This window comes from Paenibacillus sp. cl123 (genome assembly GCF_900101595.1).
Lineage (GTDB): Bacteria > Bacillota > Bacilli > Paenibacillales > NBRC-103111 > Paenibacillus_G.
The window spans coordinates 153,023-170,704 of the sequence record NZ_FMYY01000001.1 but is presented as its reverse complement, the minus strand read 5'-3'; the positions used below and the strand labels follow the sequence as shown (position 1 = coordinate 170,704).

Sequence of the window (17,682 nt, the reverse complement as noted above, 5' to 3'; positions counted from 1 at the left end):
AAGCCCTGAGGAGGGACAACCATGATCCGCAACAGCATACGCAACAGCATACGCAACAAGCTGATTTTATTTCTGCTGGTCGCCACGCTGCTGCCGCTGTCCACCTCGATCGTTGTCACCTATCTGGTAACGGAGCGGCAGGTGATCAGGGACACGATCCAGACCAACTCGAATCTGATCTACCAAGGCACCAGAAACCTGGTTAATTATTTGGAGGGCATCAAGCAGGCCTCGCTCCTCGTCTATAATGACACCTCTCTGTACGCGGTCATCGAGGATGGAGCGACGTCCTACAGCAGCCGGGGCGAGATCGTGCGCGGGCTGCAGAGCATTACCAATACGATCAAGGAAATTCACCAGGCTTACCTGTACATCAAGGTGACCGACAAGGCCTATTTATATACGAAAGGAAATCTCAACCCGCGCGGTGAAGGGGAAAGCGCCTATCTCCCGGATATCAGCAAGGGCGACCTTCGTATCGAGGCTACGCATCCAAGCCATACGTACGGCATACAGCCTGTCAATCCGCTGCCTGCTTCAATCGTCTTTACTCTGCACCGATCTATCCTAAACTCTCTGACGATGGAGGATCTAGGTTCGATCTCGGTTGACGTCAATATCGGTTTTATTAATGCCATTGCCGATCAGCTCTACTCGCAAGGCGAAGAGCTTTACATCGTAGATAGCGAAGGCACCGTCGTATACGGCTCCAAACCGGCCTTCCGCGGCAAGCAGCTCGGCGAGCCTTGGGTGACCGAGCTGCTCGCCCGGGAGAACGACAGAGGCAGCTATAACTGGAGCGACTCCGCCTTCAAGGGCATTCATATTTACGAACGGATCAACGAACCCTATGTCAACTGGACGGTCGTCAAGCGAATTCCGAATGAGCTGCTTTATCAGCATGCCAGACAGCTCACCTTTGCCAATGCTATGATCCTGCTGGCCTTCATGGTCGTCGTTATAGCCGGCACCGTGTTCATCTCGTTCCGGTTCACCGCACCGATCAAGAAGCTGCTCGGCTATATCGGCAAGATTCAGACCGGCAACATGGAGGTCGATATTCACGTCAAAGGCAATGACGAGTTCGCTATTCTCGCCCACCGGTTCCGGCTAATGATGCAGACGATCAACCAGCTGATCACCAAAGAATACAAGCTGGAGATTGCCAATAAGACAAATCAGTTAAAAGCCTTGCAGGCTCAGATTAACCCGCACTTCCTATATAATGCTCTGCAATCGATAGGTACGCTCGCCCTGCAGCACGAAGCGCCCAAGGTTTATTCGCTGCTTTCTTCGCTCGCCAAAATGATGCGCTACGGCATGAACACGAACGAAACCTTCGTGCCGCTGAAAAAGGAGCTGGACCATGTCCGCTCGTATCTCCAGCTGCAGCAGCAGCGGTTCGCCAGCGAACTGGATGTGGAATATAAGGTGCAGGAGGAGGCGGCCGCCCGCCTGGTCCCCAAAATGATCCTGCAGCCGCTCGTGGAAAATTACTTCAAGCACGGCTTCGATCCCCGGACCCAGACCGGACGCATCGCGATCACGGCCGGCTGCGATGAGACGGGACAGCTTGTGCTGGATGTGTCCGATAACGGACGAAGCATCAGCGAGGAGCGGCTGGCCGAACTGCGGTTTAAGCTGAGACAGAAGACGGACAACCTGGGGGAGACGGAGAGCATCGGGTTACAGAACGTTATAGCAAGGCTTCGGCTGTATTATGAAGAAGAGGTTCATATGCACTTGGAACGGAGGGGGCCTCTCGGCGGATTTCAGGTGAGGCTTCTTATCCCAGGCAAGCGAAAGGAAGAGGAAGATAATGATCGCATTGATCGTTGATGATGAGAAGCATGTCCGGGATGCCATCAAGCTGCTCGTGCCTTGGTCCGAATTCGGAATCGACACCCTGCTCGAAGCCCAGGACGGCGAAGAAGCCGTCGCCTTCATGCAGGAGCATCGTCCGCATCTGGTGTTTACCGACATGATGATGCCGCTAATGAACGGCAAGGAGCTGATGGTCTGGCTCCATGAGCATATGCCTGAGGCCAAGACGATCGTCATCAGCGGGCATGACGAGTTCGATCTGGTCCGTCATGCGGTCAAATACGGCGGCGTCGATTATATCTTGAAGCCGATCGACGCCGATCAGCTGGTAGAGACGGTATCCCGCGCCGTAGAGCTGCTGCTCAAGGAACAGGCCCAGCGTCAGCAGCAGCATGAGCAAAATATAGAGATGAATCAGATCAAGCCCGTCTACTGGGATACGATATGGTCGAATCTTGTCTCGGAGCCCAAAACGTTCGATAAGTATGCCAAGGAGATTGCCGAGACGTACGAGCTGGGGTCCCACGTCAAACAATGCCGGCTAGCCGTCCTGAGCCTGGATACGATCAGCGGCAAGCTGAAGGACAGCTTCTGGTCAGAGTGGGACCTTGTCTACTTCTCTCTGATCAATGTGTGCAACGAAGTGCTCACAGATAACCGTTCCGAGCGCGCCGGCGTTGCCTTCCGCTACTGGAACAATGATCAAGAGATCGTCTTGCTCCTGTGGAATGAACTGGAGCAGTCGAATGTTCTGCTGCAGCTTGTTCAGACGTGCATCACCGATACGTTCCAAAGCTCGCTCGACATGGGCGTCAGCGGCATCATGGCTTTCCCCGAGGCACTCCGCGAGGCATACTCGGAAGCCAAGCTGGCGCTAAGACGCCGCAATCTGCTCGCCCGGGACAAGCGCATCCATGAATTCAAGGACAGCATCGCCCATGCCCCTACCCTGCTCTCGATGAATGACCATGCCGAAAGCATACGCCATGCGGTCAGAAGCGGCAGTGAAGAGCAGATCCGCAAATCGGTCGGCGCCTGGATTCAGACCGTCAAGCAACTCAAGACCATCGACAGCGAGCAGCTAGAGTTATGGTGGCATGAATACAACGGCTACAAAAACCGCTGGCTGAACGAATGGTTTGGCGATCATCCGCCATCCGACCGCCCGCAGCAGGAAGAAGCACGCTTTCAGGTTCCGACGGACGAAGAAGGAAGGCTGGCCCTTGAGCTGTGGGAGCAGCAGCTTGTCCGGAGCCTGACCGAGCTGTCCAAGCAGCTGCTGCAATCGCAGCGGCAGGAGAGCAACGTTATTTTTGACATCGCCGCCTATATTCGCAATCATTATCATCAGGACATTACTTTGCAGGAGATAGCCAACCATTTTTACTTGAGCCGCGAATATATTTCCCGCAAATTCAAACAGGAATTCGGTGAAAACTTATCCGATTATTTAAGCGGCATTCGCCTGGAGAAGGCGAAACTGCTGTTGCTTAATCCCCATCTGCGCATCGCCCAGGTCGCTGCTATGGTGGGATATGACGATGAGAAATATTTCAGCAAGGTGTTCAAGAAGATGGAGGGCGTCTCTCCGAACGAGTACAGAAAGGGGAGAGAATCTTGAATACTCCAATACAGCCTCCTTCCGGTACGCCAGCCCATGAGATGCCCGTCCGAAGCGGCAAGCCCCGGACCAAGCGCGCGAGAACCTATGTGCTTCTGCTGGCAGTCTGGGCTCTGCTTGTAGGCTTAGGCGGCTGGGGCGCGAAAGCATACACCGACCGCCTGCAGCAGCAGCTGAAGGCGGATATCTCCGTTCAGACCGAAGCCCAGCTGGCGCTGATTCAGCAGCAATATCAGGCGCAAATTGCCGAGCTGCAGGCACAGGTCGGCACGGATATGAAGCAGCTCCAGACGAAGATCGATGCGGTGAACGAGCTGCTCTCCTTCACCAAGGACAGCGCCAGCAGCAAAACCGATAACAGCAACCAGCTGTATACGCAGCTGTCCGAGGTCACCAAGAAGCTGGACGAGTTGAAGAAGCAGCTCGATGCGCTGCAGTAAAGGAGGCTATCGCATGACTCTGAATCCCATTCAGCGTATCAACCGCATGATGCTGCTGGCGCTGGCTCCGTTCCTCGGCGTGATAGGGCTTCTGGTATGGAGCCAGCCAACCGTCAGCCTGGACTCGCCTGCGAAGCTGCCGGCCGTCAGCCTGCAGCAGCAGGAATCCGTGCAGTCCGCGCTCTCCCGGCTGGATCGTGCCGGCGGCGATGCGGCGCTAACGCGCTCCACGATTGAGAAGTATTATGAGCTGTACGCCAAAAGTTCGGCCGAAGCCGGCCGAATGTCGCAATTGGCCGATGCAGCCGCTGCCCGCCCCGCGGCGGTGTTCGACTCCCGGGTTGCTGCCAAGCTGGGCGGCAAGATGACGCGAACGGCCAGCTCCGGCAATATCGACCTGAAGCTGTATACCTTCACCGAAGAGCGATACAAAGGCTATGCGCTTAAGGTGGATTTGAAATCGGATAAGGGCATGAAGATGGTGCTCGGGGAAGACAAGGTCGGCGGAAGCGAAACGACGATGCAGGCGGTTCGCCGCTACGGCGCCATCGCCGGAGTTAATGCCGGGGGCTTTGCCGACGACCCTCGCTCGGGCAAGCGCTACCCGCTCAGTACGACGGTTGTCGGGGGGAAATATGTATACGGCTTCGAGCCATCGTTCGAGGATCTGACATTTATCGGACTCAGCACAGATCGCAAGCTGATCGGAGGCAAGTTCTACAAGCAGGAGGATCTGGATAAGCTGAAGCCTGCGTTCGGCGCCACCTTCGTCCCCATCCTGCTGCAAGGCGGCAAGAAGCAGCCGATTCCTGCCCAGTGGGCTACCTCGCCGGCGCGCGCGCCGCGGACAGTCGTCGGCAGCTTCAAGAACGATCAGCTGCTCTTTATCGTAACGGATGGATATGACGAGAACGGCAAGTCGGGAGCAACGCTGAGCGAGCTCCAGGACAAGCTGGCGGCACTCGGCATCAAGGATGCTTACAATCTGGACGGCGGGGGTTCCTCCAGCCTGATCTTCGACGGACAGGTGATCAATCGCCCGTCCGACAACGGCAGACTGCGTACGCTTGCTACCAATTTTTTATTTTTCAAGTAAGTCGCGTTCTAAATTGCGTTCACATATTTATAACGGTTTCTTCGGATTTATACGTTTTCTTTTGAACGGCTGTTGGTTATAATACAGATTGGGAGGTGCTGAACATGTCCGCTACATTTTGGTTAGTCATTACCGTGTTTCTACTTTTTATTACAGCAATGCTTACAGCTTCCTACAATGAAGACAAAACTAAAGGGTTGTAAGCCCTGCAGCAAAACGACGGGGTGAACGAAACGATCGGCCTTAGCGCATACCGATCGCTTCGTTCACCCCGCCCAGGTTTGTTGTCTGCGTCTTCGCCCCCTGCTAGATACGAACTGTATCAACCATCATTCCCGCCATTCCAAAGGTCCTGCTATTCAGCATCTCCGTCCTCATCGAACTCGCTATCGACTGCAGGCTTGTCTGCGATAATTTCACTCAAACTCGCCTTTCTCCAGCGTTCGGCGTCCAAGCCCAATTGCTTGATCAGCTCATAAATATCCAGCTCCACAGGGTTCCCCTTTGCCGTATTCATTGCCGTATAGTCCCATCCTTTTTAAGCTGCGAATTTTACTTCATTTCCCTTTAATGTGAATTTTACCATATCGACCGTTACAGAAAGGTTACAAATTTATCATAATTTACAATAATTCAACCAATCTCAATTATATTTTGATCAAATTTCTGCTATACTGTCTTAGTGCCTAGGCCCATTTTCCTATATATTCTCACATTATTATGGCCAGGAGAGGACTTTTGACTTATGTTTTTGTCATTACGCGGCTTTCGCACCTACTACGACTGGTTTCCTCATCCAAAGAAGCAGATTCTCGGCACGATCGTGCTGCTTCATGGGGCTGGCTTGTCCTCCGCCATCTGGGAGCCGATTTTGTCGCTTCTGACGGAATCCTATGCGGTCTTGGCTTATGATATAGCCGGGCACGGACAAAGCGAGGACGATTTGCATCCGCTTTCCTTCCAATCGATGGCGGAGGATTTGCTGCTTCTCTTGCGGTCATTGACGGAAGAGCGTGTCATTTTGATCGCTCATGATACCGGGGCTTACATAGCTGAACGCTTCGCCTGGCTGTATCCGGATCAAGTCGCATGCACGGTGCTGATCTCTCCCTTGTGGCCTGCACCGCTTGCAGCCATGCGCCTGCAGCTGGAAGCGCGAATCAGTCAATTGGAGCGCGCCGACTCTATGCGCCATTATGCCGATCTGCGGCTCCCTGCGCTGAGCAGCCGGGCTGCGGAGATTCCGCACATGGCTGAACGGATACGGGATGCATTCGCCCGGGTATCCCGGAGATTATACCGGCAGTTGCTGGAGTCGGCAGCGGCTGCAGGATTCGATATGACCATGCGGGCGGGCATTCATCAGCCCCTGCTGCTGATAGGCGGAGAGCAGGACCCCGGATTCCCTCCATCGCTTGCTTATTTTACCTCCCAGCTCAGCGAGACCGCATCGACTCTGATCATACCGGACGCCGCTAGCCTTGTGTTCGTGGATGAACCGGCCTATACGGCGGATTTCATCGACCGATTCGTCCGGCGGCTGAAGCGCGTAGAGGGCTGGAAACCGCATCCCCTCGAGCTTGAACTGAGAAAATGGATGCGCTCACATTGGGAGAACGGCCTGTCTCCTGCGGCAGCCGGACGCCCTCAGATCCGGATTCGCTGCATCGGCCAATTCGAGGTAGCCATCGGCGGCGAGTTCCGCCCGCATGGCTGGAACACGCGGCATGCCAAAAGTCTGCTGGTTTACCTGGCCTTCCACCGCAGCGCGACTCGCGAGCAGCTATGCGATGCGCTGTTCCCGGAGAAAGACTTCTCACAGGCTATGAACAATTTGCGGGTATATTTGAGCCATTTCGCCAAGCTGCTCGAATCCCCCGAATTCGACACCCCCTGCCTTACCATAGGACGGGATGCGGTGAAGCTGAACTTTGATGTCGATTGCGACTTGATCAGCTTGCTCAAGCAGCTCCAGCTCGCCCGGGATACGGAAGACAGCGTTTACAGGTATTCGATGTGCCGGCTTCTGCTGGAGAAGCTGCAGGGTAAAATATTGCCCGGATGCTACGATCCCTTCTCCTTGAAGCAGAAGGATACGGTGGAGCTGCTGTGGGAAAGCTTGTCTCTATGGGCCGCAGACTACGGCTGTTCGCAAGGACAATATATGGAAGCCGTCGCATTCCTCCACAGCGGGCTTCAGTATGGTACGGGGGATGAGCTGCTGTTCTACGAAAGGCTGATCGGGATTTACAGACGAACAGGCAACGCGAAGGAAATGCGGAAGTGGCAGCGCCTGATGGAAAAACTGTTATAGCAAAACAGGCTTGCCGGATCTGGTTCCGGCAAGCCTGTTCGGGTCTTATGGAAATCTTAAGCCTGCGAATTGCTTGGTCTCAAATGATACATCTCTCCCAAGCATTCGGAGCAAATATGTCTTTCTTTGAAATCGCTCACCTGCTCCATCGAGCCGCAGAAAACGCAGCGTGGACGGAAGCGTTCCAAAATAATATGATCGCCGCTCACGAGTATTTCTACCGGATCTCCTTCATTCATCTGATATCGTTTGCGCAACGACTTGGGAAGCACGATCCGCCCTAGCTGGTCGACCTTGCGTACGACACCTGCCGGTTTCATCATCAATTCACCTCACTTTATACACTCTGTGAAACTGAATTCACTTCCCTAACAATTCGACACCCGTGTAAAAATTCCTGCCGCCTTTTGTTCCTTTTTCTTGCAGCGCCACGCCGGCCTTACCAACCTTCATACCCGATTTGCGCGCATCTGAAACAGCGGCGGGCCATGTCCCGGCCTCTCTTACTTCAACCCGGCAAATCCCGTCTGCCTCAGGCCCTCATAAAGAATAATAGCAGCGGAATTGGACAAGTTCAGCGAGCGGACCGCGTCGGTCATCGGAAGTCTCATCCACGAGTCCGGATGCTCGGCCAATAGGCCCGGGTCGAGTCCTTTCGTCTCCTTGCCGAATACGAGGAAATCCCCGTCCTGAAACTCCCATTCGGTGTACAGCTTGTCCGCCTTCGTCGTAGCGAAGAAAAACCGGCCATCCGGATAAAGATCCTTCACTTCCTGGAAGGAATCATGATACTCCAGCTTCACCGAATGCCAGTAATCCAGCCCCGCCCGCTTCAATGTGCGGTCATCCGTATCGAAGCCCAGCGGACGCACCAGATGGAGCCAGGTGCCGGTCGCTGCGCAAGTACGGGAGATGTTGCCGGTATTGGCCGGAATTTCCGGCTCGACCAATACGATATGAAACGCCATAACCAGTAACATTCCTTTCACATTTTACACTCGTTTTACGCCATCTTAATATAAGGTTGACGGTCCCTTGAGATAATAGCAAGGAAGCTGCCGCAATCTATTACGATCATAATCGCAATACGGAGGATTATCAACCTTTCATCAGCCTTAGCCGGCAGGGACCTCTGTGAAATAAACCCGTAAAGGAGAACTTTGGAAATGATGAAAAAGAAAATTCTTGTTGTCGACGACGAGCCTTCGATTTCGATGCTGATAGAATTCAACTTGAAGCTGGTTGGCTTCGAGGTTTACTGCGTTTATGACGGGGAAGAAGTATTTAACGCCATCCGGCAATTCAGGCCCGACGTCATCGTGCTCGATCTCATGCTGCCCAAAATGGACGGCATCCAGGTATGCCGCAAGCTGCGCAGCCAAAACAATATGGTCCCCATCGTCATGCTGACCGCCATGCAGGATTTGTCCGACAAAATCGCCGGCCTCGACAACGGCGCGGACGACTATATGACCAAACCGTTCAGCCCCCAGGAGCTGATCTCCCGGATTCAGGCGATTTTGCGGCGTATCCAAATTCTCCCTTCCTCCCCCGGAAACCCGCCGGTCGAGATCGGGCCCATCGTCATCCAGCCCGATCAGCGCGAGGTGAAAGTAAAGGGCGAATCCATCGAGCTGACGCCCAAGGAATTCGATCTGCTGCTCTTCCTCTGCAAGCATCGCGGCAAAGTGCTCAGCCGCCAGCAGCTGCTGCATGGCGTATGGGATTATCATTTTCTGGGCGACACGCGTATCGTAGACGTGCACATCAGCCATCTGCGCGAAAAAATCGAGACGAATGCGCGCACGCCCGAGTTTATTGTTACGATTCGCAATGTCGGCTATAAGCTCGCCGAGCCTACGATGAAGGAATCGCCGGCTTGACAAACAACTCCGCCCGGGATGCGTAAGCATCCCGGGCGGAGTTGTTGTTGGCGGCTTAAAGCCGGATATTAACCGTTACGCTGCTGGAAATCGCTCATAAAAGCAGCGAGCGCTTGACAAGCTTCGAAAGGAACGGCATTGTAGGTCGATGCGCGCAAGCCTCCGACATCGCGGTGGCCCTTCAGCCCGACGAATCCGTTCTGCTCCGATTCTTTGACAAATTTCTTCTCCAGCTCCTCGTTCTCCATCCGGAACGTGATGTTCATGATCGAGCGATAAGCAGGCTGAACTACACCGCGGTAGAAGCCTTCGCTGCGGTCGATCGCCTCGTAGATCAAGCCGGTCTTCTCCTTATTGCGTTTCTCCATGGCTGCTGCTCCGCCGTTGTCGCGGACCCACTTCAGCACCAGATTCATCATGTAGACGGAGTATACCGGAGGTGTATTGTACAGGGAATTCGCCTTGGCGTGCGTGTCGTAGCGCAGCATCGTCGCCAGATGCTTTGGCGATTCCCGGACCAGCTCGTCTCGCGCGATGACCACAGTGACGCCCGAAGGCCCCAGGTTTTTCTGCGCGCCCGCATAGATCATGGCGAACTTCGAGACGTCCACCGGACGGCACAAGATGTCGCTGGACATGTCGCCGATCAGCGGCACGCTGCCTGTATCCGGGTATTCCGCATATTGAGTGCCTTCAATGGTTTCGTTGGACGTGATATGCAAATACGCCGCATCATCGCCGAGCTTCAGCTGGCTTAGATCCGGAATTCTCGTATATCTGTCGCTCTCGGAGCTGGCTGCGATCGCCGTCTCGCCGAACAGCTTGGCCTCTTTGATCGCTTTCGTAGCCCAGGCGCCCGTCTGTACATAATAAGCTGTCTGACCGGCCTTCAGCAGGTTCATCGGGATCATGGCAAACTGGGTGCTGGCCCCGCCTTGAAGGAACATGATTTTGTAGCCGTCCGGGATGGCGTACAGTTCCTTCAAGAGGCTCTGCGTTTCTTCATTCAATTGCTCATATTGGGAGCTTCGATGCGAAATCTCCATGATGGACATCCCGATGCCCTGATATTCAACAAATTGCTCCTGCGCCTTCTGGAGAACTTCCAGAGGCAGGGCTGCCGGGCCTGCGTTGAAATTGTATGCGCGCTTAGTCACTGGCTTCACACCTTTGCTTTTCATAGGATATCGCTATGATAGCAAAGGATGCGCCGCCGATTCAAGTATTAGTTTCTCCGGCAGCCCGACCCCGGGCTAACAATCCAAGCAGAAACCGATTGCCAAGTGAAAAGTGTAAGAGAACGGAGGGGCAAGGCGGCTTAGCGCTCCAGCTCGCGGGTATGATACGCATGGTTACTTTCAGGGAGAGCGGTGTTAGAGGGTTGCTCCATTCCGGCAATTACATGGCCCGCTGTTTCAAAGGCTAATATATCCATGGCTTTGATAGGATTTATGCCCATTTGCCTCAACGCATGCTTAATGTCCAAAGATATGGCTGTTTCCATAAAAACCTCTCTCTCTGTTGTTAATTCAAGTCTGCTCTCTGGTCATATTCAAAAATGAATATTACTCCTTATCCACGTAGAGTATTTTATCGGCAAATCCGTTATTTTTTGATAGTCTGAAATAGCTATTTTTGCAAACCTAAAGATTTTTTTAGATTTGAAAATGAACGGAATTCCTCCCGGCATTTGTCAAGTATTGTCACACAAGCATAGAAATCTGCTTATTGCGCCTGCTCATAAGTGAGGTTTTCACGCGATTTGAGCTGTCTGACAATGCGCCTCAGCGAATCCTTGCTCATCCCAAGCTCATTCAGCTCCTGAATGATCTGAACCCATTCCTGATCCAGAGGCTCCGGCTTATGCTCGGATGCGTCATGAAGAATCAGCGTTTGCACATTAACCCCAAGAACCGGAGCAAGCTTCCGCAGAAACTGAATCGACGGGTTGGACTGCAAATCCCGTTCGATAGAACTCAGATACGACTTGGCGACGCCTGCCCGTGCAGCAAGCTCTGTTATGGACATACGCTTCTGATGCCGCAAATTTTGAATACGTGTACCTATCATTCGGGTATTCCTCCTAAAGGTTGTGTGGAATGGCAAGACGTCTACCTTGTAACTATATACTCATTGTATCACAAAAAAGATACTATTTGTATCATTTTCATCCAACCTTTAACAAAAACGATACTAAAGTCCCTAGTGATTTCCATTTCTAGTTCTTCACAAACCTTGCTACGTAATGTATAATCTAAACGTGAGCGACACCAACACAATTCGACAATTTCAATATTTAGGTACAATAGCAGTTTGGAGGGAACCGCAAAATGAATATGATCGGGGACAGGATCGCTCTTCTTCGGGAGAAATTCGGCATGACGCAAGAGGAACTTTCCAAGAAGATCGATATTTCCCGCGCTTCGCTGTGCCACTACGAGAAAAGCCGCAGAGAACCAGATTATGAGACCCTCGTGAAGGTCGCGGATCTCTTCAAAGTTTCATTGGATTATCTAATGGGCAGGACGAACGACCCTCACCAAACTTTAGACCCAAATATCCGATCATTTGTCGATCAACTCGAATTGTCGGATGACCTGCTGATGGAGAAATTTGCATTGACGATCGATGGAACGAAGCTGTCCTTTGAGGAAGCCAAACGCTTTATCGCCTTCGTGAGAGCGGAACGCGCTTTTAAATAACCGCCTCCCATGTCTAGGACATCGCCATTGCGAATACAATACTTATTGTAACATATTCCAGATACATATTGTATCATCTTTATGTAAATTTTATACTCTAAAATTTCCTTTGCAGGAATGCTGATCTATTCTTCACAAACGACGATACGTAATGTATAATTTACTTATCCGCAAGCCAAAATGATCTGTAGATCCCCCCCTGTTCTTAATGGCTAACGTTCGTCGTCATTATTTCAGAAAATTATGCACGCCGGAGAGAAGCGCCGGCGCCCGGGGGTTGTTCTCCGCTCTATAATTACCCGGGAGTCTTCCCTTTGAAACATGACGATTGAACTAAATTTCAAAGAATAGGTGCTGCAGAGCTTTTAACCTCTATCTAACGATCAGGTATACTTTAACAACCGATTGGGGTGGTCACTGTTGGGGCAAATAGGAAATAGAATCGCCGCGCTGCGCGAGAAACAAGGCATGACTCAAGAAGATCTTTCGTTAAAGCTGGATATTTCCAGAGCTTCTTTGTCGCATTACGAGAAGAATCGGAGAGAACCAGACTATGATACGCTGGTAAACATTGCGAATTTTTTCAAAGTTTCCATCGATTATTTGCTGGGCCGCACGGAAGATCCCGAGATGGTGCTGGATACGGAGGTCCGGCTGTTCGTAGACAGCCTCGAGCTTTCCGACGAACGTATCCTGCAGAACTTCGCGCTCACGATCGACGGCAAGGAACTGACGCCGGAGGAAGCGAAACGGTTTATCGCCTTTGTCAGAGCCGAGCGTTCCTTCTAAACGGCAACATGCCCCCGGTCCTAAGAACCGGGGGCTTTATTGTGCCTGCGCAAGAGAGTAAAATCAGCCTACTACGGCGCAGTATCCGCATATTTCATCCCAGGACATGCAAAGTCTGATGATATCTTCCTCCACCAGCTCGCTGCCCCGCTGTACTTCGATAATTTCCAGATCTGTCGTTGCCCGGATGCTGTGCTTCGCTTCCGCCGGAATTTTCAGCACATCACCGGCCTGCACAGGAGCGAACGAACCATTCACGACCACTTCGCCGGTACCGGCAATAATCGTCCATACTTCGCTGCGCTTGTGGTGAATCTGATAACTCAGATTTTTGCCGGCGGCCACGAAAATACGCTTGGTCAGCACTTCGCTGCCGTCCGCCTGCTTCTTGTAGTCCAGCACGCGGTAGGAGCCCCAACGACGCTCCTCGTACATCGGACGCTGCTCGAACGCCTGGATCAGATCCTTCACCCGCGGGCTGGCATCCTTCTCCGCCACCAGAATGCCGTCGGGGCTTGTCGATACGATGACATTCGACAGACCGAGCACCGCCACCGGGATATCCAGCTCATTGATCAGGTGCGTGTTGCGGGAATCCGGGCAAATGGTACCGCGTCCGATAATGCCTGTCTCGATCTCTTCCGTCAGCGTGTTCCAGGTCCCCAGGTCCTTCCAGTAGCCGTCATAGGGCACGACTGCGATATGGGACGCCTTCTCCACCACCTCGTAGTCGAAGCTGATCTTCTTCATCTTCCCGTATTGCTTGAGCATCTCTTCATATTGAATAGGCAGTCCCTGAGCAATAAGGAGCTGAATGATATAGTTCAGCTTGAACGCAAAAACCCCGCAATTCCAAAGCGCTTGCTGACCGATCAGCTCCTTCGCCTTATCCTCGCGGGGTTTCTCGATGAAGTGGCTGACGGTCGCATAAGCGCCCTCCTCGCCCTCCCTTGGTACGATATAGCCGTATTTCTCCGACGGGTAAGTCGGCTTGACGCCCATCAGCGCCAGGTCGGCGCCGGACTCAGCAATAACATGCTCCAGCTCCTTCACTTTGGTGAAAAAGCGGTCCTCGACGAAGGGATCGACGGGCAGCACCGCCACCACCTCGTTCAAGCCCACGCCGACCATGGAATATAAATAAGTGGCGGCGAGTGCTATCGCGGGAAAAGTATCCCGGCGCTCCGGCTCGATAATGACAGGCGCTTCGCTGCCTACCTGGCTTTGAATCATCTCGATCTGCGATTTGCCGGAGGCGATATAAGCGTCCCGGGCCAATCCTTCGCGGCCCAGCTGTCTCCATACCCGCTGCACCATCGATTCGAGCTGCTGCTCGTCGTTTTTCAGTACCTTGAGAAATTGCTTCGAACGGGAATCATTGGACAAGGGCCACAATCGTTTACCGGAACCGCCGGACAATAAAATCAATTTCATCTTCATTCACTCTCCGCTCTTCTATGGATTAAGATTTGGAAACAGCCACATAGCTGTAGGCGCCGCTTTCTTCCTGCATATGCCGCTCAACCAGGGCCATCAGCTCTTCCCGGAAGCGCTGCTCGCTGAACTTCTCGGCATGCTGGCGAATCTGCTGCGGGTTCCAGCTCATTCGCTCGAAATCTTCCAGAGCGGCCGCCAGCGAATCTACCGTCTGCTCCGCGAAGTAGCAGCCATTGACGCCGGGGAGGACAGTATCCAGCGCGCCGCCGCCGCGGTACGCGACGACCGGCCTGCCGCAGGCGTTGGCCTCAAGCGGCGTAATGCCGAAGTCCTCCAACCCGGGGAACAGAAATGCCCGGCAATGCCGCATGTAGCGGACTACCTCTTCGTCGGAAAGACGTCCTGTGAATTGGACGCTTTCTCCGGCCATCGACCGCAGACGCTCCAGGTCGGGACCGCCTCCGACTACAACAAGCCTCCGGCCGAGACGGCTGCAGGCTTGAACGGCCAGATCGATTTTTTTATAGGAAACAAGCCGTGACACGACCAGGAAATAATCGCCCAGCGGCTCCGGATTCATCTCGTAGCGCTCGACATCGACCGGAGGATAAATCTTCACAGCCTGACGGTTATAGCAGGCGGCGATCCGCTGCTGCACCACCGAGGAGTTGGCAATGAGATGATGCACGCTCCGGGTCGAGCGGATGTCCCATTGCTTCAGCAGCTTCACGGTATTGCTCGCCAGCCACTTGAGCGGAGCCGGCACCTTCATCCCTTCCATATAAGTGGCGAAGTCCCAGGCAAAGCGCATCGGCGTATGACAATAGCAGATATGGACCGTTTTCTCGGCGATCGGCACCCCTTTCGCATATGCGCTGCTGGAGCTGAGAACAAGATCGTACTCCCTGAGATCCATCGATTGGACGGCGAACGGGTACAGCCAGAAAAACTGCTTGAATCTCTGCAGAATGCCCGGGATGCGCTGCATCCAGGTGGTGCGGATGTCGGCATCCTTCAGCTCATCCAGCAGCGCTTCGCGGTCTACGATGGTCGTATAGATCGGAGCCTCCGGGAACATCTTGTGGAACACGGCCACAACCCGCTCCGCTCCGCCCATCTGGTTCAAATAATCGTGAACGATAGCTACTTTCAATGGCTTCACCGCGAAAACTCCTTCCCGCCGCCGGTCTCAAGCGCGTAACCGGACGAGTCCGCAGCTCCGGGGGCTTGGCTCTGGCTCCGGGCGCGGCGGCCCGGCACGATCGTCTCGTACAGCGCCTCGACCTTGCGGGCCGTATCCTGAATTGTGAACGCTTCTCTCACTCTAGCCGCAGCACGGCGTCCCATCGAGATGCGCAAGGCGGGCGACTGCAGCAGCTTGTTGGCATGGAGCGTCAGGGCATTCACATCGCCTACCGGGTAAAGCAGGCCGCAGGAGTCATGCACGACGATCTCGGGCACGCCCCCGGCATTCGTACCAACCACCGGGATCGACTGGGACATCGCCTCGATCAATACCCGACCGAAGGGCTCATGATCAGAGCACAGCAGCAGCAGATCGGCCGCGCTGCAAATTTCCATCACATCCTCGCGGAAGCCGGTGAACCGGATCGCGTCTTGCAGCCCAAACTCCTCCGCGAGCTTGTGCAGAAAATCCCAATAATCTTTATTCTCCTGACGGAATTTCGCTTCTCCGACAATCCACAGAATGGCCTGATGCCCGCTCTTGCGCAGATGCTTCAGCGCATGAATCGCATCCTCCTGGCGCTTCCAGGGCGCGATCTGTCCGATGATGGCCAGCACGGCCGCATCCTGCGGCGTATCCAGCTCCTCGCGGAGCCGGCGGCGGTGCTCCTTCCTGGCGGCTTCGTCGAACTCCTTCAGCGAAACGCCGTTATGGATCAGATGCAGCCGATCATCCAGCCTGCGTCCCTGGAAGCCTTCCTTCACCGCCTGCGAGATGCAGATCAGGGCGCTCGTCGTCTGCCTGGCGACGAATCCGATCGCCCGGCCGAACATGCCTTGCGGCGGGTTATCCCGAACATGCCAAACAAGCGGTTTGCGGTGCAGCCAAATGAACAGCGCAGCCATAATGCCCGCCCGCAGCGAGTTGGCGTGAATCAGATCGATCCCATGCGCCTTGATCGATCTGGCGAAGGCATGCCCGGCCCACAGCATGCCGATCATATCCTTCGCGAGCCTCAGCGGGTTCTTCGACATGCGCGCCCGGTAGCCGGGAATCCGGACCACCCTGATGCCCATCGCCTCGGCGCGGTCCGTCAGCTCGCCCTCCGGGGCAAACAAAATCGCACGGGAGTGCGGCAGATTCGCAGCGGTCAACAACAGACTGATCTCGGCTCCGCTCACCACGCTCGTATGGTTATAGAACGCTATATTCATCGGGTTGCATGCCCCTTCCCTTTATCGCTTGCCTGTTCAAATACATGCGTCACCGCGCCGGCCACCCTATCCCACGTATAACGGCTCAGCACGTAGTCCAGGCATTCCTGCCGGCTCGGTATCGCCGTGCGGCCTTGCAGAACGGAGCACAGCTTCTCGGCCATCGCCTCGGGCGAGCTGTCGGCGAAGAGCAGCTCTTCGGACAGGCCGTCCAAAATCTCCTTCGTTCCGCCGTAAGGCGTGCCGATAACGGGCGTGCCGCAGGCCATCGCCTCAACGGTGACAAGACCGAAGCCCTCCAGCGTCAGCGTAGGCACGATGCTGAGATCGGCCGCTTGATACCAGCGTACGAGGTCTTCATTGGAGACGCGCCCGAGAAAGCGGACCGTCTCTCCCAGTTGAAGCTCGGAGGCCAGCTGCTCAAGCTGCTTGCCCATGATGCCGCTGCCGGCGATATAGAGCACCGTCTCCGGCTTCTCCCGCTTCACTCGTACCATCGCCCGGATCAAATGGTCGATCCCCATCCTCGGGACAAGCCGTCGGGCGCAGAACAGCACCGGCTGATCCTCCCGCAGACCGAGCTGCTCGCGGACCATCCGGCGGTCCGGCGCAGGCCGGAACCTCTGGGTGTCCACCGCGCCGGGGATGACATGGATGCGATCGCTGTCCATGCCGTAGTCTCGGGCCAGAATATCGCGGAAATAGCGGCTCAGCACGATGAAGTGATCGGAGCGCCGGTAGGATAGCAGCTCCACGTTCTTCTTCAGCTGGAACCGGAGCTTCTGACCGATGCCCTTGTCCTCGACCATCCCCTCCTGCGCCCAAGGTCCATGAAAATGCGTAACGATCGGCACCCCTTGCGGCACCAGATTGCGGGTAATCAGAGAGGCGTACAGCGCAAAGTGCGGATTGTAAATATCCGGGCGCTTCCGCTTCGCCTGCGCGGCGAACGCCTGCCGGAAGGCGCGCGACCTGGTCAGCGTACCGGCCGGCTCCTGCTTGCGGATAACATCCTCCATATATCCCGGAGCCGTCGTGCTCTCCCCGCTTGCGGTCATCAGGCCCCTGACCTCATGACCGTAATCGCTCATCGCTTTCAAGTAATCGGCAAAATAGCGGTTCAGCCCGCCCGGCGTATGCTCGATCCAACCCATTCCCGTGGCTAAGATATTCATG

General features: G+C 54.5%; 18 protein-coding genes. 8 read left to right on the top strand and 10 right to left on the bottom strand.

All coding sequences use genetic code 11. The annotated features are described in order from the left end of the window. Positions 1-21: 21 nt before the first annotated feature. From BLR08_RS00790 to BLR08_RS00775, 4 genes are read left to right on the top strand one after another with little or no spacing between them, the layout of a single operon-like run. Positions 22-1,839, top strand: a complete 1,818-nt coding sequence (locus BLR08_RS00790; protein ID WP_072330044.1) for a sensor histidine kinase — start codon at positions 22-24, stop codon at positions 1,837-1,839. Further along, a complete protein-coding gene (locus tag BLR08_RS00785; protein ID WP_072330042.1) occupies positions 1,820-3,445 on the top strand; it encodes a response regulator in 1,626 nt (541 codons plus the stop codon). The genes BLR08_RS00790 and BLR08_RS00785 overlap by 20 nt, the downstream gene beginning before the upstream one ends. Further along, a complete protein-coding gene (locus tag BLR08_RS00780) occupies positions 3,442-3,885 on the top strand; it encodes a hypothetical protein (protein ID WP_072330040.1) in 444 nt (147 codons plus the stop codon). The genes BLR08_RS00785 and BLR08_RS00780 overlap by 4 nt, the downstream gene beginning before the upstream one ends. Positions 3,886-3,904: 19 nt before the next feature. Beyond that, positions 3,905-4,981: a phosphodiester glycosidase family protein gene (locus tag BLR08_RS00775; RefSeq protein WP_072330337.1), complete on the top strand. Its 1,077-nt coding sequence runs from the start codon at positions 3,905-3,907 to the stop codon at positions 4,979-4,981. Between the two features lie 355 nt (positions 4,982-5,336). Here BLR08_RS00775 and BLR08_RS30500 read toward each other — a convergent pair whose 3' ends face one another. Further along, positions 5,337-5,498, bottom strand: a complete 162-nt coding sequence (locus BLR08_RS30500; RefSeq protein ID WP_143014308.1) for a valine--tRNA ligase — start codon at positions 5,496-5,498, stop codon at positions 5,337-5,339. Between the two features lie 228 nt (positions 5,499-5,726). Between BLR08_RS30500 and BLR08_RS00770 the strand changes: the two genes are divergently transcribed. Beyond that, positions 5,727-7,295: an alpha/beta hydrolase gene (locus tag BLR08_RS00770; protein WP_072330038.1), complete on the top strand. Its 1,569-nt coding sequence runs from the start codon at positions 5,727-5,729 to the stop codon at positions 7,293-7,295. A gap of 56 nt (positions 7,296-7,351) precedes the next feature. On the opposite strand, the gene BLR08_RS00765 is transcribed toward BLR08_RS00770, so the two are convergent. Then, positions 7,352-7,615 carry an AbrB/MazE/SpoVT family DNA-binding domain-containing protein gene (locus tag BLR08_RS00765; protein ID WP_176835405.1) on the bottom strand — a complete coding sequence of 88 codons (264 nt, stop codon included), beginning with the start codon at positions 7,613-7,615 and terminating at the stop codon, positions 7,352-7,354. 183 nt (positions 7,616-7,798) lie between these two features. Next, positions 7,799-8,263 (bottom strand): tRNA (cytidine(34)-2'-O)-methyltransferase, encoded by a 465-nt coding sequence (locus tag BLR08_RS00760; RefSeq protein ID WP_072330034.1) that lies wholly within the window; start codon positions 8,261-8,263, stop codon positions 7,799-7,801. A gap of 198 nt (positions 8,264-8,461) precedes the next feature. Here BLR08_RS00760 and BLR08_RS00755 point away from each other — a divergent pair, with 198 nt between their 5' ends. After that, positions 8,462-9,178, top strand: a complete 717-nt coding sequence (locus BLR08_RS00755) for a response regulator transcription factor (protein ID WP_072330032.1) — start codon at positions 8,462-8,464, stop codon at positions 9,176-9,178. Between the two features lie 68 nt (positions 9,179-9,246). Here the strand turns inward: BLR08_RS00755 and serC are convergent, their stop codons facing one another. The 3 genes from serC to BLR08_RS00740 form a co-directional block, all read right to left on the bottom strand. Beyond that, positions 9,247-10,335, bottom strand: a complete 1,089-nt coding sequence (gene serC / locus BLR08_RS00750; protein ID WP_072330335.1) for a 3-phosphoserine/phosphohydroxythreonine transaminase — start codon at positions 10,333-10,335, stop codon at positions 9,247-9,249. A gap of 161 nt (positions 10,336-10,496) precedes the next feature. Further along, entirely contained in the window at positions 10,497-10,682 is a 186-nt protein-coding gene (locus BLR08_RS00745) for a hypothetical protein (protein WP_072330030.1), read from the bottom strand. Between the two features lie 221 nt (positions 10,683-10,903). Further along, positions 10,904-11,248 (bottom strand): XRE family transcriptional regulator, encoded by a 345-nt coding sequence (locus BLR08_RS00740; protein WP_072330028.1) that lies wholly within the window; start codon positions 11,246-11,248, stop codon positions 10,904-10,906. A gap of 260 nt (positions 11,249-11,508) precedes the next feature. On the opposite strand from BLR08_RS00740, the gene BLR08_RS00735 reads away from it, so the two are divergent. Both BLR08_RS00735 and BLR08_RS00730 read left to right on the top strand, forming a co-directional pair. Beyond that, positions 11,509-11,880: a helix-turn-helix domain-containing protein gene (locus tag BLR08_RS00735; RefSeq protein ID WP_072330026.1), complete on the top strand. Its 372-nt coding sequence runs from the start codon at positions 11,509-11,511 to the stop codon at positions 11,878-11,880. A 420-nt stretch (positions 11,881-12,300) separates the two neighbouring features. Next, complete coding sequence (locus BLR08_RS00730; protein WP_072330024.1) at positions 12,301-12,669, top strand: helix-turn-helix domain-containing protein; 369 nt, start codon at positions 12,301-12,303, stop codon at positions 12,667-12,669. A 63-nt stretch (positions 12,670-12,732) separates the two neighbouring features. Here the strand turns inward: BLR08_RS00730 and BLR08_RS00725 are convergent, their stop codons facing one another. The 4 genes from BLR08_RS00725 to BLR08_RS00710 are packed head-to-tail and all read right to left on the bottom strand — an operon-like array spanning position 12,733 to position 17,681. Further along, positions 12,733-14,103, bottom strand: a complete 1,371-nt coding sequence (locus BLR08_RS00725; protein ID WP_072330333.1) for a sugar phosphate nucleotidyltransferase — start codon at positions 14,101-14,103, stop codon at positions 12,733-12,735. Positions 14,104-14,131: 28 nt separating this feature from the next. Beyond that, positions 14,132-15,268, bottom strand: coding sequence for a glycosyltransferase (locus BLR08_RS00720; RefSeq protein ID WP_256257576.1), 1,137 nt, complete (start codon positions 15,266-15,268; stop codon positions 14,132-14,134). Further along, positions 15,265-16,506: a glycosyltransferase gene (locus BLR08_RS00715; RefSeq protein WP_072330022.1), complete on the bottom strand. Its 1,242-nt coding sequence runs from the start codon at positions 16,504-16,506 to the stop codon at positions 15,265-15,267. Before BLR08_RS00715 ends, BLR08_RS00720 begins: the two co-directional genes overlap by 4 nt. Next, entirely contained in the window at positions 16,503-17,681 is a 1,179-nt protein-coding gene (locus tag BLR08_RS00710) for a glycosyltransferase family 4 protein (protein WP_072330020.1), read from the bottom strand. Before BLR08_RS00710 ends, BLR08_RS00715 begins: the two co-directional genes overlap by 4 nt. Position 17,682 lies beyond the last annotated feature (1 nt).